The sequence below is a fragment of the Sulfurimonas sp. genome (assembly GCF_018698455.1).
Taxonomy (GTDB): Bacteria; Campylobacterota; Campylobacteria; order Campylobacterales; family Sulfurimonadaceae; genus Sulfurimonas.
Genome location: NZ_JABIOQ010000049.1, coordinates 16,598 through 39,529, shown reverse-complemented (window position 1 = coordinate 39,529; position 22,932 = coordinate 16,598). Strand labels below are relative to the sequence as shown.

Genomic DNA, 22,932 nt, shown 5'->3' with positions numbered 1-22,932 from the left:
ATCCTTATACGTGCAGTATAAGCCAAAGAGAATAAAAATAATAATCCTATAAAAAGGACACTTTTAAATGATTGAATACCCAAATGAACTTAATAAAATATTTGATAAACTAGATAAATATGCAATTAAACCTATTATTATTGGTGGATTTGTAAGAGATTATTTACTTAACAAAACCTCAAAAGACATAGATATTGAACTTTATGGTATTTCTTCACTAAATTTACTCCAAAATATCTTAGAAGAATTTGGAAATGTAAATAATGTAGGAAAAAGCTTTGGTGTATGTAAGCTCACTTTGAAAAATTGGGAGATTGATTTCTCTCTTCCTCGTCGAGATTCAAAAGTAAAAGTCGGTCATAAAGGTTTTGAAGTTCAAACTGATGTTAACCTAGACTTCAAAACAGCAACTAGTAGACGCGACTTCACAATAAATGCAATTGGTTATGATGTAAAGAGTAAAAAAATACTTGACCCTTTTAATGGACAAGTTGATTTAAACAACTCTCTTTTAAGAGCAGTAGACTTAGAAAAATTTGATGAAGACCCTTTGCGAGTACTCAGAGCTATTCAATTTTCCTCGCGTTTTAATCTTTCACTTGAGAGAAATCTTCATCAAAAATGTGAAAAGATGATGCAAAAAAGTGTACTAAATGAACTTCCAAAAGAAAGAGTTTTTGATGAAATAAAAAAACTTTTACTCAAATCTAAAAAGCCATCCTTAGGTATTTTACTTTTAAAAGATATACAGGGATTTTTGTATTTTGAGGAATTTTCTTCTCTTAGTGAAGTAGAGTTTCAAACTATGTTAGTAGCTCTTGATACTATAAAACCTGACACAACTTTAATGTTAGCAGTTATATGTACATTTTTCTCACAAATGAAAAGAACAAGTTTTCTAAGTAAACTGACAAATGAAGTAGCTCTTATAAAAAATATTCTCTCATTACTAAATACATCTATAGATTTAAACAATATCACGGACTATAAGATTTATAAACTAGCCATTGAGGTAAATATTGAAGAGTTCTTATGCTATAAAAATGCGATGGAATTAGGAATCAACATTCAGACTCTAGAAAATATTAAAAATAAAGCAATCGAACTTAATGTTTATAACAACAAACTCAAACCTTTTCTTCAAGGAAGAGATATTATAAACATTGGTCTAAAACCATCCAAAGATTTTTCTACAATACTAAATACGGCTTACGAAGCTCAAATGAGAAATGAGTTTACAACTTATGAAGATGCTCTTATATGGCTTAAAAAAATTAGTTTTCTCTGATTTTTTCTAAGTCTGAAAGTTGTTTTCCCTGGATAAGATCTATATTCTTATGTAAAATAGACTCTAGTGTTTCTTCATCTTCAATATTTTTCATCCAACTTAAAACTTGTTTTTCATGGGCAATGAGGTTAAAACCATTAATTATCGCTTTATTATCTTCTAATTTTATTGCTGTAGAATAATAATTGTCAAAACGAATAAAATCAATATTGAGTTCACGTAGATACAAGAAACTCGTATGTAAAGAACCAACTCTGTCAATAGCAATACTCACATTAAATTTCTTAAGTGATTTTATAATTGAGTTTAATCTGTCTGTGTGAGAAAAATACTCTTGTTCACTCAAAATAAATACTAACTTTATATCACTACCACTAAGTAACTCTTTTGCGAATGATAAAAATTTATCATTTCTCAAAGAAGTTGGTGTTATGTTAATTGCATAAGTAATATTTTTATCAGCAACTAATATAAGTTGCTCCAAAACCATTTGATCATACTCTACACCAAGTCCTAATTTATTAATAATTTTAAGATATTTTTTTGGAAATAACTGTTTACCCTCAGGGCTTTTTAATTTAACAAAACACTCTTTTAAATAAAGCTTATTACCTTTAAAAACATCTTGTGTCAAAAGAATCATACTTCTTTTATCAATGGCATTGATCACAAAAGATTCTAATTCACTTGGATTTATTTCTTCATCTTTATCTCTGTTTTTAGAGTTTTTAACTTCATCTTGAAGGTTAAAAAGATTTTCTATCATGTAATGTAAGTCTCTGGAGTACTCCGTATCTGTTATGGCCCCAGAAATTTTAATTTCCATATCTTGGACTTTAAACTCACTAGACTTTAAACACATCAACTCTAAAGTTGTATTGTACTCTTCTGCTGTGCCTTTAAAGCCTATAATAAAGTCTCCACCTTTAATATGTCCCATTGGATAGTTTTCTAGATCTTGTGACTTTAAATAAGCTTCTATCCATTGAGCAACTTCTTCTAAAACCTTGTCACCATTGTTTATTCCATACTGAGTATTTATATCATTTAAATTGTCTATGCTTACAAGAACTAAAGCATACTCTTTTTCTTTTTTTAAGATTTTTTTTAAATAAGAAAAGAGGTATTCACGTGTAAATGTTTTACTAACATCATCAGTTATTTTTACATCAAAACCTTTATAAATAAGAAAAAGAAAAAAATAAATTGTAAAGACCAAAAGTAAAATAGATTCTGCAATAAACAGAGGTGTAAGTGTTTCATAATTTTCAAAAAATGAGTAAGAAAGAAGAGCAACAATAAGAGAAAAAATTGGAAGACCCATTCTAAGTGCTAACTTAAAACGGTATTCCCTCTCTTTTGTCTGTGGAAGTAACATATAGCAGTATTAAACGTCGAGGTGTTTCACATCTTTTGCATGTGTTTCAATATAGTTACGACGAGGTTCAACTTCATCACCCATAAATAGTGTAAACGTGTCAGAAGCCACTTCAGCATCTTCAATAGTAATCTGAAGCAGTACACGATTTTCTTTTGTCATAGTCGTTTCCCATAACTGATCAGGATTCATTTCACCAAGACCTTTGTAGCGTTGGATATATGAACCTTTCTTAGCATACTCTTTAATATTTTCAAGCTCTGTAATAATATCTTTATCGAAAGTAAGTTCCCACTCTTGAATCTTTTTATAAACAAAATCAGCTTCCGTAAAATGAGGTGCAGTAAATAAATCATCATTTATAAGTAATTCTTCCATTCCACCCTGTGTTTGTACAAAAATATGAATCTCATTACTCTCTTCATCAATTGTTTTTGTAAGTATGTTGTTATCAATAGAAGTTAAAAACTCTTCTATTTTAGGAAATAAATCTTTTGCGCTAAGGCTTATAAGATCTGGATTTTCAACAAAATGACGAATAAGAGATATAAGTGAATAGCGACGTCTAAGTGCCTCTAAACTTCCAGCATAATGATCAACCATTTTAAAGAAAGATAATAAATCATTATGTCCTAAAGTTTGACCTTCTAAAGATTCAATTCCATTATCTATTAAAAAGCTATTCATTTCTCCATCATCTTTAAAATAAATCTCTTTTTTACCTTTTTTGTAACGATAAAGAGGTGGCTGAGCTAAATAAAGATAACCATTTTCAACGATAGTACGGTAATATCTAAAGAAAAAAGTTAAAAGAAGTGTTTGAATATGACTTCCATCAACATCCGCATCCGTCATAATAATTAGCTTGTGATAACGAAGTTTTTCTTCATTGAACTCTTCACCAATACCACATCCCATTGCTGTAATCATATTAGTAATTTCATCAGACTTTAAAACTTTTTCTAAACGTGCTTTTTCAACATTTAAAATCTTACCTTTAAGTGGTAAAATTGCTTGAAAAACACGGTCACGTCCCATCTTTGCAGAACCACCAGCAGAATCCCCTTCCACCAAATAAAGTTCACATTCCGATGCATCTTTACTTTGACAATCTGCTAACTTACCTGGAAGTGTTCCAACACTCATAGAGTCTTTTCTACGAGTTAAATCACGAGCTTTTTTAGAAGCTTCACGTCCACGAGCAGCTAAAAGTGCTTTGGCTACAATTGCTTTGGCTTGGATAGGGTTTTCTTCAAAATATTTGGATAATTCTTCACCTGTAGCTTTTTGAACTAATGGTCTAACATAAGTATTACCAAGTTTACCTTTTGTTTGACCCTCAAATTGAGGTTCAGGTACACGTACAGATACTATTGCTATTAAACCTTCTTTTACATCATCACCAGTGATCTTTATGTCTTTTTCTTTTGCAACACCATTTTTAGAATTATAAGAAGAAATAACACGTGTTAAACCTGCACGAAATCCTGCTTCATGTGTTCCACCATTTGGTGTTCTAATATTATTAACAAAAGATGCAAGTTTTTCATCATAAGCATCATTGTACATTAGTGCAACATCAAATTCTATATCTTCAACTTTTTGACTAAATGAACAAACATCAGCTACTACAACTTTTTTATTCATATCTGATACATATTGAGCTATTCCACCCTCAAAGTGGTAAACTTCTTTTTCACCGTTACGTTCGTCATTAAATTTAATTGTTATAAATGGGTTTAGATATGCAAGTTCTTTAAAACGTTTTGAAAGATATTCATATTCAAAAGTTATTGTTTCTGTAAATATAGTTGGATCAGCGGCAAACTCAATGGTTGTACCTGTTTTACGAGTTGTACCAGTTACTGCTAGTGCTTCTTGAGGAATTCCCTCTTTAAAGTCTTGTTCAAAAATTTCACCTTCACGGTGAATAGTCATATGAAGATCTGCTGAAAGTGCATTTACAACTGAAACACCAACCCCATGAAGACCACCAGATACTTTGTAAGTATCTTTATCAAACTTACCACCAGCATGAAGAACTGTTAAAACAACAGTTGCAGCAGACATACCTTCAGTTGGGTGCATATCAGTAGGAATACCACGACCATTATCTGAAACTTTACAAGTTCCATTTTTTGTAAGTGTTACAGTAATAGTATCACAGTGCCCAGCCATAGCCTCATCAATAGAGTTATCAATAACTTCATAAACAAGATGGTGTAAACCACGATGTCCAGTATCGCCTATATACATTCCTGGACGTTTTCTAACAGCTTCTAATCCCTTAAGGACTTTAATATTACTAGCACCGTAATTTTCCATTTATATCTCCGTAAATAGCCATTTGGCATAATTAGAGATATTTTATCTAAATTTTACTAAATAAAAGTTTTATATCATCCAATTATATAACTATGGGCATAACAACTGTTTTAAAGTTCTCATCACTTAGTATAAAAGGAAGATTACTTTCATTGAGGCCTATTGTAAATTCTGAATTATTTATTGAGTTTAAAAAATCTAATAAATATCTTGAGTTAATTGCTATTGAAAAAGGTTCACTAAAACCTGTTGAAAATCCTATTTCTGTTTTTGCTTCAATATTATCATCGCTAAGAGATTCAAAAGTTATTACTTCACCATGAAATGTAATTCTTACATCTGTTGAAATTGTGGTAATTTGTTTTATTGAATCAATCATAACTGCTTTTGGTAAAACTAATTTATTTTTTATTTCTTTTGGAATAATTCTTAAATATTCAGGAAACTTACCATTTATTAATTTAGTAAAAAATGTATATTGATCTGAAATAATTATTAGATTTGTGTCATCATAATATAATTCTATATTATCGAAAAATAGTTTTTGAATTTCTAATATAGCTTTTTTAGGAATTATAATACTTAGTTCATTTTCACTGTCATTTATTACATCTACTACAGATAAGCGTCTTGTATCAGTTGATGCAAAGTTTATTGAATTATTATGAATATCAATTAAAGCACCATTTAATTCAAATTTAGGATTATTATTATCTATTGCAGGAGTTATTTTTTTAAGAGATTCAATTAGAGTATGAGATTCAATTGATATACGAGCTTTACCTTCATGAGATGGGAATTCAGGAAATTCATTATAAGAAAATGTTGGAAGTTTAAAATTAGAAAAACCTTGTGAAATATGTAAAATATCATTTTTTACTTCTAATTTTATATCTCCATCTTTTAATATTCTAACAATATCTAAAAACTTTTTACCATTAGCAGTAATATTCCCTTCATTTTGTATATTTACATTATTAACTATTACACAAAATCCAATTTCATAATCAGTTGCTTTTAGTGTAAGAGAATTGTTATTAGCATTTAAATATATATGTGAAGTAATTTGTGATGTATCTTTCTTTTCTAAAAATGGCCCTGCATGAATGAGTATGTTTTCTAGTATTGATTTAGAAATAGTTATTATCATAGTTTAATTTCCTATATATTTATTATAATTTTAGTAGTTAGTAGTAGGGTCATGTGAATATGTGATAAAGACACTTTTCCACTACTAGTGTGTTATTTGTTATGTGATGAACATATTAAAGTTCTTTCACATCTATTCACTTTTATTATTATATCTTTTTTTATAGATAAAGAGTTAAATTTTAAGATGCAGAGGTTATTTTATTTGTTAACTCATCTATTTTAAGTTTAAAATCTTCATCATCTTTAATTAATTCATTAATTTTTTTAATAGTGTGTGATATTGCAGTATGGTCTTTCATACCAAAATACTTTGCTAGTTGTGGCATAGTATTTTGTGTAAGCTCACGACATATATATACAGAAATTCGTCTTGCATAAACTATATTTTTACTTCGACCTTTGGATTTTATTTCACTTGGTTTTATGTTTAAATCTTTTGCAACAGTTTGCGTTATATTTTCAATAGTAAGATTTTCTCGATTTTCATTCATTTGATCTTTGAGAACATTTTTAGTAAATTCTAAATTTAAATCTATATGCATAAGTTGTGAGTAGGCATGAAGTTTAGATAATATTCCTTCAATTTCACGTACATTACTTTCTATAACGGTTGCTATATAATTTATTATGTCTTTAGATAAAGAAACTCGATTAATCTCACATTTTTTTTCAATAATAGCTATTTTTGTCTCTAGTTCAGGAGGTTGTATGTCTGCTACTAAACCCCACTCAAATCGACTTTGTAGTCTTGCTTCAAGTCCTGCTATTTTTTTAGGATGTTTATCTGCTGTAAACATTATCTGTTTACCATCACCTTTTAGTGCTTCAAAAGTATGAAATAACTCTTCTTGAATTCCTTCTTTATTAGATAAAAATTGAATATCATCTATAAGTAAAACATCACACTTCCGATATTTTTCACGAAAACGTTCCATAGTGTTATTACGAATACTACGTGTAAAGTCATTTAAAAATTGTTCAACTGATGTATATATAACAACCTTTCCTTCATCTTGAAAAACATTTCCCGCAGCTTGCATAAGGTGAGTTTTACCAAGACCAACACCCCCATAGATAAAAAGGGGATTATAAACATTTCCTGCATTTTCACTAACACTTTTAACGGCAGCATAGGCAAACTGGTTAGATCCACCAACCATAAAGTTTGAAAATGAGTGAGAAGTGTTAAGAAGTGAACTACTTTGTTTAGCTTCTACTATCTGTTTAGTTTTTTTTGTTTCAACTTTGTTTTTCAGAGTTATTTGTACAGTAACTTTTGCATTAGATTTTATTTCAAAAAGATGGGAAATTTTTTCTGTATATCTATTTTTAATCCAATTTACTACTAAAGCATTCGGTGCATAAAATATTGCTAAATTTGCATTAGATTTTTTTAAATCATAATTTAAGTGTTTTATATAACGGTTGTATTCAACTTCTGTAATCTCTTCTTTGAGAAGATTTAAAACTTCTTTACCTATATTCACATTATTTCCTATATTTAATTGTATATGTGAATAATACTCTCTATTTATATAAAAAAAAGTTAAATATACGTGAATAACTAATTTATACATACGTGAATAGAAGGAATAGCTATAAAATCTTGCAAATTTTTAATTTATAAAATCGTTAATATATGAACGATTTAATAAAGAATTTGTTATAATTTGGCAAAATATGCACGAAAAGAAGAAAAATGGAAGAAAATTTAGACACTTTAAAAGATATAGCTAAACAAGTGAAGAGTATTCGTAAAAAAAGATTTAAAACACAAGAACTTTTTGCACAAAAAATAAATATGAACTATAGTAAGTACACACGTTTTGAGAAAAGTGGACAGATATCTTTTGAGGGATTTGTAGATATTTTAAGTGGTCTTGATATCTTAGATGACTTCAAAAACCTTTTTGAACTTGATGAAGAAGTAAAAGAAGATAAGAATCTTTTTGCCCTCCAAATTCAAGATGAAAAAATTATAGAAGTTGAAGTTAAAAAAGAAATTGTAAATACGACAGTTAAAGAGCCTAACTTAGAGAGAAAAGAAAATTCTAATTTAGATATAAAACGTGTTGTAAGTTTTTTTGACCAAGAAAGAAAGAAACTCCAACCAAACTATGTAAGAAAAGAATTTAAAAACACTGATGGAGAGTATCTTTTAAGAGTGCATATGCATGAAACGAACAGAACAGCTCAAATGTTTTATGATGCGATTAGATGGCTTTTCTCTTCTTCACCCAAAGCACAATTTCATAGACAGTATATTATGAATATAGCGAAGCTCATAGAGCACTTTAATACATTAGAACATGAAGCTATGTATTCTAAAGAGGAAATAAAGTTTAATGAAGAGGGCCAGGTTTGGTATAATATCTATAAAAAGCAAGGTCTAGAGCATGAAGCTATTCTAGATAAATTACGTGAGGGAGGGTTTATTAAGTGAGTATAAAAGAAGCAAAAATAATTATAGATGAGTATGGGCTTAATACTGATGAAGAGACAATTGAAATAGTATTAGACCTTATTAACAAATTTGGTAGTGCACGAAATATACTCATAGAAGGTCTAAAGCCTGAGTATAAGTTTTTAAAAAAACTTTCTAAACTTTTAGCGATGAGTGGCATTAAAAAAACTTTTGATACAGATACGGATGCTGAGGATATAGCTAATTTATTACATAGTATCTATAAAACTGTTTTAAAAGATAGTGAAAAAAGTGCTCAAGACTTTTCAGACCTCTTACGACGTATTAATGTTAGAGAGACTTTTAAACCTAGTGAGATGCAACTATGGGTTATGCAGAGTTTAGGTGGAAGAGACTTAATAGCTAAGATAAACTTTCAAGACCCAAATAGCCTTCATAGAATGATTGCAAAGAGTATCCAAAGTTATAAAAAACTCAAAGAGTTTCCAGAACCATTTCAAATAGAAAGTAAAGCATGATTATTTTAGGGATAGACCCTGGAACAAGAAATATGGGTTATGCTCTTATAAGATTAGAAAACTCAAAAATATCTTTAGTAGAAGCGGGTCTTATAAAAATGAAAGCAGAGGAACTGCAGTTCCAGATTCCTCAGATGGTTGAGGGCTTAACTAGAGTATTTGCTTCTCATACTATTGATGAAGTTGCCATGGAAGATATATTTTATGCACATAATCCGGCAACTACTATAAAGTTAGCACAGTTTAGAGGTGCTATAATGCTTAAGTTATTACAAGAGTTTGGACAATTTAATGAGTATACTGCTTTACAAGTGAAAAAAGCACTTACTGGTAAAGGTAAGGCGAGTAAAGAACAGGTTAACTTTATGGTTAAACGATTGCTTAACATCAAACAAGAAATTAAACCACTTGATATAAGTGATGCAATGGCTGTTGCTATTACACACTCTCAAAGGGTAAAATTAAATAAAGGAATGAAATGAGTAAATTTGAAAATGTAACGGCTGTAAAAGAGGCAAATATATATTATGATGGAAAGGTAACAAGTAGAACTTTAGAGTTCAGTGATGGTACTATAAAGTCTCTTGGTATTATGCTTCCAGGTGAATATACTTTTGGTACAAATGAAGCAGAGATTATGGAAATGTTAAGTGGTGATTTAGAGATTAAACTACCAAATGAAGAGTGGAAAACTCTTAACACACCGGAGACTTTTAATGTTGGTGCTAACTTATCTTTTGATGTGAAGGTAACAAAAGTTACAGATTACTGCTGTTCATATATTAAAGGCTAAAGCCTAACTTAGACAATAACTAAATTATTGTCCCAAAGTAATTAAAATACTATAGCCATTTATTGTAACTTTTTTAAAAGATGTTACAAGAGGCTTATTTAAATAAATGAGTTTACTAGTTTAATTAAGTTTGATTCATCAAGAGCACCAGAGACTCTGTTAACTTCCTTACCATCTTTAAAAACTATGAGAGTTGGTATACTTCTTATTCCAAACCTAGCACCTAAGTTTTGCTCATTCTCAGTATTTACTTTTGTAAAGAGTGCTTTTAGTGGATATATTTTGGATACTTTTTCGTAAACTGGTCCCATCATCTTACAGGGTCCACACCAAGGTGCCCAGAAGTCAACAATAACTGGTATATCACTATTTACTACCACTTCATCAACATTGTTTTCTACTAGATCCATAGGCTTAGTTTCAAGTAAAGACTTTTTACATTTACCACAGTTTGCTTTTTTATAACTATCTTTTTCGGGTATATTATTTACACCTAAACAGTGTGGACATACTACTCTCATTTTATTGCTTGAATGACTTTATAGATTCTGCCATACCAAAATCAGGGTTTTTTCTTGGTTCAAGTATAAATTGTGCTAGTTTTTTATTATCTTCATTTATGATGATAGGTGCTAAAAAGTTTATAGTCGAATTTTCTAAAGGCTTTTGTATAACTAAAATATTATAAACAATTAATTTAGATGTTTCATTTATCTCTAAAAGTACTTTTATATCTAAGGGTATATGAAACGAATACTCTCTTAGCATATATGGATTTACAATTGTAAAAGAGATGTTTTCATTGTTTGTGTCAACCATTGTTGAAAATAAATCATCTATCTCTACTATATTCACATTTGCTGTATCACTAAAACCTAAAATCTCACCACGTACATCATAACTCATAAATTATCCTTTTAAAATAAGCCTTCTTCATATTTTAGACTCCTATAGAGTATATAACAAACAGAGCTTTGTATATTTGATATATTATAGCACTCTCCAATTCCAAAAGCAAACCCAGTATTTGTTTTTATAATATTTATACCATCACTAAGGTTTATAAGTTTCATTTTTGATTCTTCATGTAGCTTAGCATCGGTTACACCGGAAAATTCTAGAGAGAGTGTTATCCAGTCAAATTCTCTTGCTTTATCTTGCACTGTAAAAGTTATTTTTAGTTGTCCAGGGGAGAGAATCTCGAGAGAACGAAATTCTGAATCTTTAAAGTGCTCGAAACGTTCTAAATCGATGCCTATTGACAACCAACACACTCCATACTTCTATCTTCTACATCACTTGCTACTTCTGGAGATTGTGAACGGAGGTAATATGTAGACTTTAGTCCAAGTTTCCAAGCTAGCATATAGATTTCATTTAAGTATTTTCCACTTGCTTTATCAAGAGAGATAAAGATATTTAAAGATTGCCCCTGATCTATCCATTTTTGACGGATTGCAGCTACTTTTATAAGAAGTGTTTGGTTCAGGTCATAAGCAGGAGTGTAATAAGCCCAATTTTCAGCTGAGAGTTTAGGCACAACAACAGGAATAAGTCCTGAAAGGTTCTCTTCAAACCACTTGCGTTTAAATACAGGTTCAATAGCTTGAGTTGTTCCAGTTAAAATAGAAATTGAACTTGTAGGTGCAACAGCCATCAGGTAACCATTTCTCATCCCTTGAGATTTAACCTTAGTTCGCAAACTTTCCCATTCGTATGTCGAGGCAAAAAGTCCACCACGATCTACTAAATTTATAACATCTGCAGTTGCATGGTCTTGAGGAAAAATACCTCGACTCCATTTACTGCCTTTAAACTCTGGATACTCACCTTTTTCTTTTGCTAAGTCTGAAGAAGCTGAGATAGTGTTATAACAAACAGCTTCCATTATTTCATCTATCTTATCAAAGTGTTCTTGTGATCCCCACTCTATTGCAAACTCTGCTAACATTTGCGCTTCACCCATAACACCAAGACCAATTGAACGACTTTTCATGTTAGTACGTTTTACTTTTTCAACAGGGTAAAAGTTTAGGTCTATAACGTTATCTAAACATCTTACAGCGGTGGGAACGATTCTATCTATATCATCTTTTGTATTTATACGTGAAAGGTTTATAGATGCAAGGTTACAAACTGCAGTTGATCCATCTACTTTTTCTTTTTCAACAACAAAAATTGGAAGTCCTCCAAGTGAGTCTAATGCAGTTACTTTTTTCGCAGGTTTTTCAATGCCACTATCTACTTTTACTATTTCATCTTCTTCATAACTAACACTTTCTCCATCTTCAAAAACAAACTTTATTTTGTAGTGGTTAGGCTGCGTGTTTTGAAAAATTTCTGTACAAAGGTTAGAACTACGTATAATACCAAAGTGATCATTTGGGTTAGCGCGGTTAGCATTGTCTTTAAAACAAAGAAATGGAGAACCTGTTTCAAAGTAAGATGTAAGAATTTTTTTCCATAAATCTTTCGCTTTGAGTGTTTCTTTTATGATAGTGTCATCATTTTCAAGTTCACAGTAGCGTTTGTTAAATGCTTCACCATATAATTCTGTAAGTTCCCTTGTATCGTAAGGGTCAAAAAGTGTCCAGATTGCATCTTCTTGAACTCTTTGCATAAATATGTCATTGAGCCACATTGATGGAAATAAATCATGGGCACGGCGACGCTCTTCACCAGAGTTTTTCTTAAGGTCTAAAAAGTCGTTAATGTCTATATGCCATGGTTCCATATAAACAGCGATAGCACCTTTTCTTGTTCCGAGTTGGTCAACTGCTATAGCGATGTCATTTGTGATTTTAAGAAATGGTACAGTTCCACCTGCTGCATTTTTATGTCCATCAATAAATGAACCCATTGAACGTATACCAGTCCAGTCCCAGCCGATTCCTCCACCAAATTTAGAAAGCATAGCCATCTCTTGGTAAGAGTCAAAAATTCCTTCTATATTGTCAGGTGTTGAACCAATGTAACAAGAAGAAAGTTGGTGTCTAGGAGTCCTTGCATTACTAAGTGTTGGTGTTGCAAGCATAACTTCAAAAGTACTTATCATGTTATAAAACTTGATAGCCCATTCTTGGCGGTTTTCTTCACGTTGTGCTAAGAACATTGCAATTCCCATAAACATATGCTGAGGAAGTTCAATAGGAGAAGAGTTAGCATCTTTTATAAGGTATCTATCATAAAGAGTTTTAACTCCGAGATAGTTAAACTGTAAGTCACGCTCTGGAACTAGATGTTTTTCAAGTTCATCAAGATCGTACATTTCTTTTAATCCTAGAAGAATACGTCCTTCTTTCTCCCCTTTTTGGAAATACTTTTTTAAAGAAGAGTAGCCTGTAAAACCATTTACTTGGTGATACATATTAAAAAGGAATAAACGCGATGCTACAAAAGTCCAGTTAGGAGCATCAATGTCTATTTTATCAACTGCAGTTTTAATGAGAGTTTCTTGAATCTCTTTAGATGTTATACCATCACGAAAGTGAATCTGTGAATCAACTTCTAGCTCACTCTGACTTACATTACTAAGACCTTTTACGGCTGCTGAAGTGTATTTTTGTATCTTTGCGATGTCTAATGGTTCTGTTCTTCCATTGCGTTTTATTACTGTTATCATTATGGGACCCTATAAAATATTTTTAGTAATTTTGGATTTTTTGCATAATCATTCACATGAAAAATTACAGAAAAAATCGTTAAAACTATATTGAATTTTAGCGAAAGTATAATAATAAAAAACTTTAAATAGGGATAATTTAATGTGGAATTTGAAAGAAATGTTACATTGTAAATATGCATAATTTAAGGTGATAAAAAGCATAACCAGAAAGGTTATACTTATTAGTTGTTTAGCTTATTTAAAAACTCTTTTAAAGATCTTATCCACATTTTTAGTATAGTAATCATAGTTGAAACATTCACGAATTTGCTTTTCACTTAGTGATTTGCCAAGTTCTTCATCCTCTAGCAAGTGGTTAAGATACAAAGATTCACCATTTGCATCTGTACTTGGTTTTCCTTGTTGTATCTCTTCCCAAACTTTCATTGCATTTTTCTGTACAATTCTATAAGCATCTTCGCGAGATACTCCTTGAAGTGGAAGCTCAAGTAAAACACGTTGAGAAAAAACAAGTCCACCTGTTAGGTTTAGGTTTTTCATCATGTTCTCAGGATAAACAGTTAGTTTAGATATAACACTATTCATACGCTGCAGCATAAAGTCAGTTGTTATAAAAGCATCTGGTAACCAGAAACGCTCAGTAGAAGAGTGAGATATATCACGTTCATGCCATAATGCGACATTTTCCATAGCTGGCATCGCATATGAGCGTATCATACGAGCTAAACCAGTTATGTTTTCCGTTAGTATTGGATTACGCTTGTGAGGCATTGCAGACGAACCTTTTTGTCCTTTTGCAAAAAACTCTTCAGCTTCGTATACTTCTGTACGCTGAAGATGTCTAACTTGTACTGCAAATTTTTCTATAGAAGAAGCCATACTTGCTAATGCAGTTGCAAGTCTCGCATATCTATCACGGTGAACTACTTGATTAGAACATGGTTCAGGTTTTAGTCCTAGTTCAGCCATCGCATACTCTTCAAGCTCTAGCGGAGCATGAGCAAAGTTACCCATAGCACCAGAGATTTGACCTACACAAATAACATCCATAGTTTGCTCTAGGTTTAGTAAGTGACGAGCCATCTCATCATACCAAACAGCTAATGTCAAACCAAAAGTGATTGGCTCACCATGAATACCATGTGAACGTCCAACCATAAGAGTCATCTTATGTTCTTCTGCTCTTGTCTTAATAGATGCCATAAGCATTTTCACATCAGCTATAATTATTTCTAGTGAAGCTTTCATTTGAAGAGCAACACCAGTATCGACAGCATCTGAAGAAGTCATACCATAGTGAAACCATCTAGACTCTTCACCAAGAGACTCACTAACACTTGTATTAAACGCAATTAAGTCATGTTTAGTAACAGCTTCTATCTCTTCGATTCTTTCTACTGAGAATGTAGCATTTTTTACAATCTTATCTGCATCTTCTTGAGGAATTTTCCCAAGTTTTGCCCAAGCTTTAACTGCTGCTTTTTCAACTTCTAGCCATGCTGCATATCTTGCATGTTGTGTCCATTTTTCTGCCATCTCTGGTCTTGAATATCTCTCTACCATTTCTATTCCTTCTAGTTTATCTCTTATAAATTTACGCTAAAATTCGTCTAATTAAAGTTTGGTATTTTACAATAAATATCATAACAGAGGAATTAAAAATGCCATTTGTAAAAAAGAACTATTTTGTCAAAGAGAAACAGAGAGCACTCTTTTATCTTATGAATGAATTTGGATATCCTCAACGAGAAGCACAGCGTTATATATCTAAGGGTCGCGTTCTTGTTAATGGAGAAAAGATGTTAAAGACTGCTGGAGAGATAGAAGGGGAAATAGAGTTCATTTATTTTGAACCAATATCTCGTGGATTAGAACCTACTTTTGTTGAAGATGAGTTTGTAGTATTTGATAAACCAAGTGGTGTACTAGTTCATCCTCAAACTAAGGCAACCCCCTACTCTCTCATAGATGAATTAAAGTCTCAGTATGGCATGGATGCTAACATCGGCCATAGGATTGACCAAGAGACAAGTGGATTAGTTTTGTGTTCGACTAACAAAACTAGTGAACGCGAGATTAAGATGATGTTTCAAGAAAGAGATATGAAGAAAAAATATTTTGCGATGGTTCATGGTGAGTTTAAAAATGAACTTATTGTAGAAGAGCCTTTACTGCGTTTTCAAGCTGAGTCTGCTCTAGTGAGAATGGTTGTTAAAGTTGACAGTACTGGAAAAGAATCTAAGACTAGCTTTAGACCTCTAGAGTATTTTCCAGAGAAAGATATGACTCTCATAGAATGTTCACCTCATACAGGAAGACAACATCAGATACGTGTTCATTTGTTTCACGTGAAACATCCAATAGTCGGTGATCCAATTTATGGGCAGAATGAAGCAAACATTATTAAATTTCTTGATAGAGAGTTTACTCCAGTAAATAGAATAAATAATGGTGGGTCAAGTAGACTTCTTCTTCATGCATGTGAGTTGGAATTTGAATTATATAGTAAAGAGTATAAAGTAAAAAGTATGATTGACTTTAAAAAGGTTTGTTTCCATAGTATGGATGTGAATAACTTTTTGTAGTTTTTATATTTATAATTTTAAAATATATAATTTTACTATGTTTTCCGACATTGCCCTATAAACAGGGCTTTAAGCTATATAAAAGTTTCTATTTCAGTAAGTATTTATATAAATTTTTTCTTAAATCATAGAAGAATTTCATATTTTCTTCATTGAAAGTCGAACTTTATTCACTGTTTATAACAATGTGTGAATAATACACATAAAGAAAAGAATTTTCTATTGTTATAGAGTATATAAATTTTATTTAAGGGATATATTTAAAAAGAGGATTTTAATTTGATTTATTTTTGTTAGTTTTTTATAAGATTACTTAGGTATTATTAGACCCATAGACGACCTCCCTGGTGTGTTGGTCGTTTTACTACAAATATCTTCTATTTAACAGAGCCTAAACTCCATTATATCTTTTAATAATTTTCTTGATACGATTTCTTAAATTTCTTAAAGCTTCAGTACTTGTTTTACCGTCTGCCGTTAAATTTCCAACTTCATCACTATTAAATTGAGCTTTTGAAACCCAACCAATTTTACTATGATATTTAAGACCAACAAATCTTACATCACCAAAGTGACCCTTACATAGTTTATAAACTTCTTTTATTCTGTCTGCATCTGTTTTATCTGCCATATTAATTCCTTTTGTGTTATAGAAAATAATACCATATTTTATATTTAAAGGACTTTAGTCATCTTTTGTAGCAGCATAGATAAAACCGCCTATCCCAATTGTAAACACAACTACTAAAAAGATCATTTGACCTATTTCAACATAGTTCACTACTCTTCTCCTGCGACTTTTTCTTTAAGTTGACCACAAGCAGCACTGATATCTATACCTTTAGAGTCACGAATAGTACATAGAAGACCATGATTAATGAGGTACTCTTGAAATGAAACCATATCTGCTTTAGTTGGTCTTTTATATTCAGTCCCTGGATATGGATTGAAGTATATAAGGTTTACCTTGGCTTTGATGTCTGTGAGAAGCTTTACGAGCTTTTTAGCACTGCCTAAGTCATCGTTTTTATCTTTAATAACTAGGTACTCAAACATTACACGCTTGCGAGTATCTATAGGGAATCGTTTTACAGCTTCTATGATAGAGTTTATGTTGTGTGCTTTGTTCATTGGGATAAGCTCACTTCTAAGTTCATCATCAACTGCATGAAGTGAAATGGCTATATGAACACCTAAATCCATCTCTCCAAGCTTATCTATCTTCGTACTTAATCCACTTGTAGAAACAGTCTGGCGTTTACCACCAATGCAAAGCCCTTCATCTTCTTTAAAAATCTCTATAGCCTTGGCAAGATTGTTTAAATTATCTAAAGGCTCACCCATTCCCATATATACTATGTTTATCTTACGGTTGCGTTTATGATTGTTATCGCGTTTAAGAGTAACTACTTGAGCAACTATCTCTCCAGCACTTAAATCTCGTGTAAAACCACCCTTAGCCGTTAAACAAAATGTACAGCCGACTTTACAGCCGACTTGTGTTGAGACACATATAGTATATCTTGCTTCTTGATATACAACACCGTCTTCATCTTTAAGCTCATCTTTCATCTTAAGCCAAACAGCTTCCATAGTTTTACCATCTTGGAGTTCTAGAAGGTACTTGATTGTTCCATCTGTTGATTCTTCTTTATTCGCAATTTTAAGAGGATTAACTAAGTACTTCTCTGCTAACTCTTCTTTAAGAGCTTTTGGAATATTTTTCATATCATCGTAACTTTCCGCATACTGATGATACAGCCAATTATATATCTGTTTGACTCTAAACGCAGGTTTAATAAGCTCGGTTAACTCTTTTTGTGTGTAATCAAGAAGAGATGGTTTTAATGTACTCATACTTATGTTAGTTCTTTTATGCGTTTATGAACATGATTACTGAGGAGTTCTTTTGCTTTATCTTGGTTCTTTACGAAGTCGTCATGAGCATTCGCGTTAGTATAGTTTGTTATACAAAAAACACCACCAGCTGGAATATTAAACTCTTGTGCTATTTTTAAAACAGCAAAAAACTCCATATTTTCTATACCTAGCCCTAGCTTTAAAAAGTTTTTTGATAACTCTTCGTTAGTAGATATATAGTTAGAAGAGTTGACAACAATGTCTTTTACGTTAGTTTCGTTAGTAGTAACAACATTGTCTAAAGGAGTATAGGCATCATTAGATAAAAATGCTAACTCAATGTTTGCAGCTGTTTTTGATTCTACAATATCAAATATTTTTTTATCGCCATAACTACCAGCTGTTCCTACAAAAAGTAAAAATTCTGGTTTATCAAATAGACAAAGTCTAGTTAGGTTCATACTTGTTTCTACAAGCCCTACTCCAGTTGAGAGAGCAAAGTTAAAGTTTTCGTTATTTCCAGCACATATAATCATTTTAAAACCTTACGGGTATATTTTGTTCATGGAGATAATGTTTTAAATCCATGATATCTATCTCTTTAAAGTGAAAGATGCTTGCAGCCAGTGCAGCATCTGCTCCACAATTAAACACCTCTTTTATGTGTTGCATAGTTCCAGCACCACCACTTGCAATTACAGGTACATTAACAGCACGAGATATTTGCTCAGTTATGTTGAGCTCAAAACCAGCTTTTGTACCATCTGCATCCATAGAGGTTAAAAGGATTTCACCAGCACCTCTATCAACAACTTCCTTCGCCCATTCTAGTGCATTTATTCCAGTGTCAACTCGGCCACCATTTAAAAATACATTGTATTGATCACCAGTGCGTTTAACATCTATGGCAGTTACTATACACTGTGAACCAAAACGCTTAGCACCTTCATTTATAAGTTCTGGGCGTTTAATAGCGGCTGAGTTTACACTAACTTTATCACAACCTACATTGAGTAGTGCATAGATATCTTCAAGTTTTCGAATACCACCACCTACAGTAAGGGGAATAAATATTTCCCGTGCTACTTGTGCAACAATGTCAACTATAGTGTCACGATTATCTGAAGAAGCAGTGATATCTAAAAATGTAAGTTCATCTGCTCCCTCTTCATTGTAACGGCGAGCAACTTCAACAGGGTCGCCTGCATCTTTAAGACCAACAAAGTTTACACCTTTTACAACACGTCCATCTTTAACATCTAAACAGGGAATAATTCTTTTGGCAAAATAGTTCATAGGAGAATATACCTTTTATATATATTTTTGAATTATACTATGATAGACTTATAATTAGTTTTGACTTATTAGGGTGTCCAAAATGTTTCACGTGAAACAAGTTTAAGTTATTTTTTAAATAAGTATAATTAAAAGTGATAAAAGGCAACAATTAGAAATCTTTTTTAGTTTGTAACCTATTTGTAAGTAAACTTAGTATAGACTTGTGGTTATGAATAGAGAAAATATTGTTGCAAAGAAGAAGTTTGGACAGAACTTTCTAAAAGACCAGTCCATTTTAGTCAAGATAATCCAAGCGATGCCCAAAAACGATAATAAAATCGTTGAAATTGGGCCTGGCTTAGGTGATTTAACTAAATTTTTAGTTGATGTCAAAAGTGTTGAAGCTTTTGAGGTAGATACCGATTTGTGTAAACTATTACAAAGTACATTTAAAGAAGAGATCGATACCAAGCGATTCCACATAAATTGTGGGGATGTTCTGCAAGCTTGGCAGAGTACTTTAGTTGATGAAGCGTACGACTTAGTGGCAAACTTGCCTTACTATATCGCAACGAAGATAATCCTAAAAGCGCTCGAAGATCCAATGTGTAAAAATATACTTGTAATGGTTCAGCTTGAAGTAGCAGAGAAATTTTGTGCTAATGCAGGTGGAAAAGTTTTTGGTTCTTTGGGTATTATAACTCAAAGTGTAGGAACAGCTAACATAGTTGTAAAAGTTCCACCAACTGCGTTTGACCCTCAGCCAAAAGTAGACTCTGCTGTTTTTCTCATACAAAAGAATAGTGATAGATGTGATAAAGATTTTGAAGATATGCTAAGAGTTGCTTTTAGCCAACCTCGAAAAACTTTAATGAAAAATCTATCTTCTAAGTATGATAAAGAACTTCTGATTAATGTTTTCCAAACATTAGAGCTTATACAGACGATTCGTCCTCATCAAGTTTCCACTCAAGACTATCACCAACTTTATAAAATAATTACATAAAGGGAGTTTGGATGGCAGAAGAAAATGAGGGTACACCAGTGAGTGTTCCTATACAAGAGAATAAAGAAGTTAAACAAGAGACTAAAATGACAAGTGAACCTCTACAAGGTAATAAGTCAAATAACAATCGCAGACCAAATAACAATAATCGTAAGCCAAATAATAATCAAAATAAAAATGGCGAAGTAAAACCCAATGGAAATAAACCAAGTAACAATAAAAATAAAAATCGTCACCGTAGACAACCTACACCAATTGATGAAAACCTTAGAAATTTTGTTACTAAAAATCAAGAAGCACATAAGCAAAGACTGAACCCTCACTATAAGCTAGATCTTGCATCAAAAGAAAAGATTCGCATTACTCCACTTGGTGGACTAGGCGAAATTGGTGGAAATATTTGTGTGTTTGAAACGGACAACGAAGCAATTCTTGTTGACGTTGGTATGAGTTTCCCAGATGAGACAATGCATGGTGTTGATATATTAATACCTGACTTTTCATATATACGTGAGATTAAAGACAAGATCGTTGGTGTTGTTATTACTCACGCTCACGAAGATCACATTGGTGCAATGCCATATCTTTATAAAGAGATGCAATTCCCTATCTTTGGTACGCCACTTCCATTAGCGATGATAGGTACTAAATTTGATGAGCACCATATTAAAGAGTTCAGAAAATATTTCAATCCTATTGAAAAGAGACAGCTTATTAAAATTGGAAACGACTTTGAAGTAGAGTGGATGCATATGACTCACTCTATCATTGATTCATCTTCAATAGCTATTAATACAGCTGCTGGTACAGTTATTCATACTGGAGACTTTAAGATAGATTACACTCCTGTTGATGGTTATACTGCTGACCTTCACAGACTTGCTTATTATGGAGATAAAGGAGTACTTTGTCTTATGAGTGACTCAACTAACTCATACAACACTGTTCCTACAGGTTCAGAGTTAAGTGTTGGTCCTGCATTGGATAGAGTTTTTTCTAAGGCTGAGGGAAGAATTTTACTTTCAACGTTTAGCTCAAATATTCACCGTGTACAACAAGCTATACAGTATGGTATCAAGTATGGACGTAAGGTATGTGTTATCGGGCGTTCAATGGAAAGAAATATAGAAATTGCTATGCAGTATGACTATGTACGATTTAACAAAAGTATTTTTATTGATGCTGATGAAGTTTCAAGATACAATGATAAAGAAGTACTGATCGTTACAACTGGTTCTCAGGGTGAGGCTAATTCAGCTCTATTTAGAATGAGTATAGGAGAGCATAGACATGTTAAGATAAAGCCAACTGACCTTATCGTTCTTTCATCTCGTGCTATTCCTGGTAACGAAGGAAGTATTTCTGGAATGTTAAACCATTTACAACGCGCTGGTGCAACAGTATCTTATGATAAAGATATTCACGTTTCAGGCCACGCTTCTATGGAAGAGCAAAAACTTATGTTACGTTTAGTTAATCCTAAGTTCTTTTTACCAATTCATGGTGAGTATAATCACGTAATGAAACATAGAGGAACGGGAATCATGTGTGGCGTTCCTGAGCGAAATATTTTACTTATGACAGATGGTGAGCAGATAGAAGTTGCGCCAAAATACATGAGAAAAGTGAAAACTGTTAAAACGGGTAAAACTTATATAGATAACCAAAATAATCATCAAATTGAAGATGACATTATTTTAGACCGTCAAAAACTTGCATCTGATGGTGTTGTTATGATGATTGTTGAAGTTAGCGAACAAAACTCTAAGATGCTTGATAAGCCAAAAGTAACTACATTTGGTATTGTTGCTGATAAGCAAGATAAAGCATTTGCAAAAGAGATGGAAGATGTAGTAGAAGTTTTCTTAACAAACATCAAGCCAGGTCTTATTGAGAACTCAAGAGCTCTTGAAAATGACCTTCGTCAAGTTGTTAGAAAGCACATCTTTAGAAAAATGAAGAAATATCCACTTATTGTTCCTCACGTTCTAGTTCACTAGACTTCTTCGAAATTAAACTTAAGTATTATAATACTTAAGTTTGAAAAATAATCACACCATCTTTTCAGCAAATACCTGATATTATTATGTCAGAAATAATTTAGGGGTACCATAGTGTTAGATAAAACAGATATAGATTTTGAGAACGCAGTAAAAAGTATGATGATTCATATTGGGGAAGATCCTGAACGCGAAGGTCTTCTCCAAACACCATCTCGTGTAAGAAAAGCATATGAGTTTATGTATGGTGGTTATAATGAAGACCCTAAAGAGATACTCTCAAAAGCACTTTTTACTAGTTCAAACGGAGAGATGGTACTCATAAAAGATATTGAATTCTACTCTACATGTGAACATCACCTTCTTCCTATTATTGGTCGTGTTCATGTGGCTTATATACCTGATGGAAAAGTAGTAGGTCTTTCAAAAATTCCTCGTGTTGTAAATGTTTTTGCTCGTCGTATGCAGATTCAAGAACAACTAACAGAACAGATAGCAGATGCAATTAATGAGACTATTATACCTAAGGGTGTAGCAGTTGTAATTCAGGCACGTCATATGTGTATGGAAATGCGTGGAGTAGAAAAAATAAACTCTACGACAACTTCTTCAGCACTAAGAGGACTTTTTAAAAAAGATGAAAAAACACGAAGTGAATTTTTCTCACTTATAAATTCCCCCACAGGTACTAGATACTAA

At 32.1% G+C, this 22,932-nt stretch carries 22 protein-coding genes; 9 read left to right on the top strand and 13 right to left on the bottom strand.

The window, feature by feature from the left end; translation table 11 throughout:
* Nucleotides 1-67 precede the first annotated feature (67 nt).
* Nucleotides 68-1,288 carry a CCA tRNA nucleotidyltransferase gene (locus tag HOG88_RS06235; RefSeq protein WP_295004319.1) on the top strand — a complete coding sequence of 407 codons (1,221 nt, stop codon included), beginning with the start codon at nt 68-70 and terminating at the stop codon, nt 1,286-1,288.
* Here the strand turns inward: HOG88_RS06235 and HOG88_RS06230 are convergent.
* The 4 genes from HOG88_RS06230 to dnaA all read right to left on the bottom strand — a co-directional run bounded on the left by HOG88_RS06230 (nt 1,275) and on the right by dnaA (nt 7,630).
* Complete coding sequence (locus HOG88_RS06230) at nt 1,275-2,666, bottom strand: EAL domain-containing protein (RefSeq protein WP_295004317.1); 1,392 nt, start codon at nt 2,664-2,666, stop codon at nt 1,275-1,277. The two genes, HOG88_RS06235 and HOG88_RS06230, sit on opposite strands and share 14 nt — an antisense overlap.
* A 9-nt stretch (nt 2,667-2,675) precedes the next feature.
* Entirely contained in the window at nt 2,676-4,991 is a 2,316-nt protein-coding gene (gyrB, locus tag HOG88_RS06225) for a DNA topoisomerase (ATP-hydrolyzing) subunit B (protein WP_295004316.1), read from the bottom strand.
* Between the two features lie 82 nt (nt 4,992-5,073).
* The gene (gene dnaN / locus HOG88_RS06220) at nt 5,074-6,141 is read right to left on the bottom strand and encodes a DNA polymerase III subunit beta (RefSeq protein WP_295004314.1); all 1,068 of its coding nucleotides are present in this window, start codon (nt 6,139-6,141) and stop codon (nt 5,074-5,076) included.
* Between the two features lie 181 nt (nt 6,142-6,322).
* Nucleotides 6,323-7,630, bottom strand: a complete 1,308-nt coding sequence (gene dnaA / locus HOG88_RS06215) for a chromosomal replication initiator protein DnaA (RefSeq protein WP_295004311.1) — start codon at nt 7,628-7,630, stop codon at nt 6,323-6,325.
* Between the two features lie 212 nt (nt 7,631-7,842).
* Here dnaA and HOG88_RS06210 point away from each other — a divergent pair, with 212 nt between their 5' ends.
* From HOG88_RS06210 to HOG88_RS06195, 4 genes are read left to right on the top strand one after another with little or no spacing between them, the layout of a single operon-like run.
* A complete protein-coding gene (locus HOG88_RS06210; protein WP_295004309.1) occupies nt 7,843-8,586 on the top strand; it encodes a hypothetical protein in 744 nt (247 codons plus the stop codon).
* The gene (locus tag HOG88_RS06205) at nt 8,583-9,086 is read left to right on the top strand and encodes a hypothetical protein (RefSeq protein ID WP_295004307.1); all 504 of its coding nucleotides are present in this window, start codon (nt 8,583-8,585) and stop codon (nt 9,084-9,086) included. Before HOG88_RS06210 ends, HOG88_RS06205 begins: the two co-directional genes overlap by 4 nt.
* Nucleotides 9,083-9,568: a crossover junction endodeoxyribonuclease RuvC gene (gene ruvC, locus HOG88_RS06200; RefSeq protein ID WP_295004305.1), complete on the top strand. Its 486-nt coding sequence runs from the start codon at nt 9,083-9,085 to the stop codon at nt 9,566-9,568. The genes HOG88_RS06205 and ruvC overlap by 4 nt, the downstream gene beginning before the upstream one ends.
* Complete coding sequence (locus tag HOG88_RS06195; RefSeq protein ID WP_295004303.1) at nt 9,565-9,879, top strand: pyrimidine/purine nucleoside phosphorylase; 315 nt, start codon at nt 9,565-9,567, stop codon at nt 9,877-9,879. The genes ruvC and HOG88_RS06195 overlap by 4 nt, the downstream gene beginning before the upstream one ends.
* A 98-nt stretch (nt 9,880-9,977) precedes the next feature.
* Here the strand turns inward: HOG88_RS06195 and trxC are convergent, their stop codons facing one another.
* The 5 genes from trxC to purB all read right to left on the bottom strand — a co-directional run bounded on the left by trxC (nt 9,978) and on the right by purB (nt 15,067).
* Complete coding sequence (gene trxC, locus HOG88_RS06190) at nt 9,978-10,400, bottom strand: thioredoxin TrxC (RefSeq protein WP_295004301.1); 423 nt, start codon at nt 10,398-10,400, stop codon at nt 9,978-9,980.
* Nucleotide 10,401: 1 nt separating this feature from the next.
* Entirely contained in the window at nt 10,402-10,785 is a 384-nt protein-coding gene (gene fliW / locus HOG88_RS06185; protein ID WP_295004299.1) for a flagellar assembly protein FliW, read from the bottom strand.
* Nucleotides 10,786-10,796: 11 nt separating this feature from the next.
* On the bottom strand, nt 10,797-11,144 hold the full coding sequence (locus HOG88_RS06180; RefSeq protein ID WP_295004297.1) for a hypothetical protein: 348 nt from the start codon (nt 11,142-11,144) through the stop codon (nt 10,797-10,799).
* Nucleotides 11,135-13,501 (bottom strand): ribonucleoside-diphosphate reductase subunit alpha, encoded by a 2,367-nt coding sequence (locus HOG88_RS06175; RefSeq protein WP_295004295.1) that lies wholly within the window; start codon nt 13,499-13,501, stop codon nt 11,135-11,137. The genes HOG88_RS06180 and HOG88_RS06175 overlap by 10 nt, the downstream gene beginning before the upstream one ends.
* Before the next feature lie 237 nt (nt 13,502-13,738).
* Nucleotides 13,739-15,067 carry an adenylosuccinate lyase gene (purB, locus tag HOG88_RS06170; protein WP_295004293.1) on the bottom strand — a complete coding sequence of 443 codons (1,329 nt, stop codon included), beginning with the start codon at nt 15,065-15,067 and terminating at the stop codon, nt 13,739-13,741.
* A 98-nt stretch (nt 15,068-15,165) separates the two neighbouring features.
* Between purB and HOG88_RS06165 the strand changes: the two genes are divergently transcribed.
* Nucleotides 15,166-16,089, top strand: coding sequence for an RluA family pseudouridine synthase (locus HOG88_RS06165; protein WP_295004291.1), 924 nt, complete (start codon nt 15,166-15,168; stop codon nt 16,087-16,089).
* Between the two features lie 391 nt (nt 16,090-16,480).
* Here HOG88_RS06165 and HOG88_RS06160 read toward each other — a convergent pair whose 3' ends face one another.
* The 4 genes from HOG88_RS06160 to hisF form a co-directional block, all read right to left on the bottom strand.
* Nucleotides 16,481-16,720, bottom strand: a complete 240-nt coding sequence (locus tag HOG88_RS06160) for a hypothetical protein (protein WP_295004289.1) — start codon at nt 16,718-16,720, stop codon at nt 16,481-16,483.
* Nucleotides 16,721-16,869: 149 nt separating this feature from the next.
* Complete coding sequence (gene rlmN / locus HOG88_RS06155) at nt 16,870-17,946, bottom strand: 23S rRNA (adenine(2503)-C(2))-methyltransferase RlmN (protein WP_295004287.1); 1,077 nt, start codon at nt 17,944-17,946, stop codon at nt 16,870-16,872.
* 2 nt (nt 17,947-17,948) lie between these two features.
* Complete coding sequence (locus tag HOG88_RS06150) at nt 17,949-18,485, bottom strand: purine-nucleoside phosphorylase (protein WP_295004285.1); 537 nt, start codon at nt 18,483-18,485, stop codon at nt 17,949-17,951.
* A 1-nt stretch (nt 18,486) separates the two neighbouring features.
* Nucleotides 18,487-19,245: an imidazole glycerol phosphate synthase subunit HisF gene (gene hisF, locus HOG88_RS06145; protein WP_295004283.1), complete on the bottom strand. Its 759-nt coding sequence runs from the start codon at nt 19,243-19,245 to the stop codon at nt 18,487-18,489.
* A 211-nt stretch (nt 19,246-19,456) separates the two neighbouring features.
* On the opposite strand from hisF, the gene rsmA reads away from it, so the two are divergent.
* The 3 genes from rsmA (at nt 19,457) to folE (ending at nt 22,932) form a co-directional block, all read left to right on the top strand.
* The gene (gene rsmA, locus HOG88_RS06140) at nt 19,457-20,233 is read left to right on the top strand and encodes a 16S rRNA (adenine(1518)-N(6)/adenine(1519)-N(6))-dimethyltransferase RsmA (RefSeq protein ID WP_295004281.1); all 777 of its coding nucleotides are present in this window, start codon (nt 19,457-19,459) and stop codon (nt 20,231-20,233) included.
* Between the two features lie 86 nt (nt 20,234-20,319).
* On the top strand, nt 20,320-22,233 hold the full coding sequence (locus HOG88_RS06135; protein WP_295004321.1) for a ribonuclease J: 1,914 nt from the start codon (nt 20,320-20,322) through the stop codon (nt 22,231-22,233).
* Nucleotides 22,234-22,347: 114 nt separating this feature from the next.
* Entirely contained in the window at nt 22,348-22,932 is a 585-nt protein-coding gene (folE, locus tag HOG88_RS06130; protein WP_295004279.1) for a GTP cyclohydrolase I FolE, read from the top strand.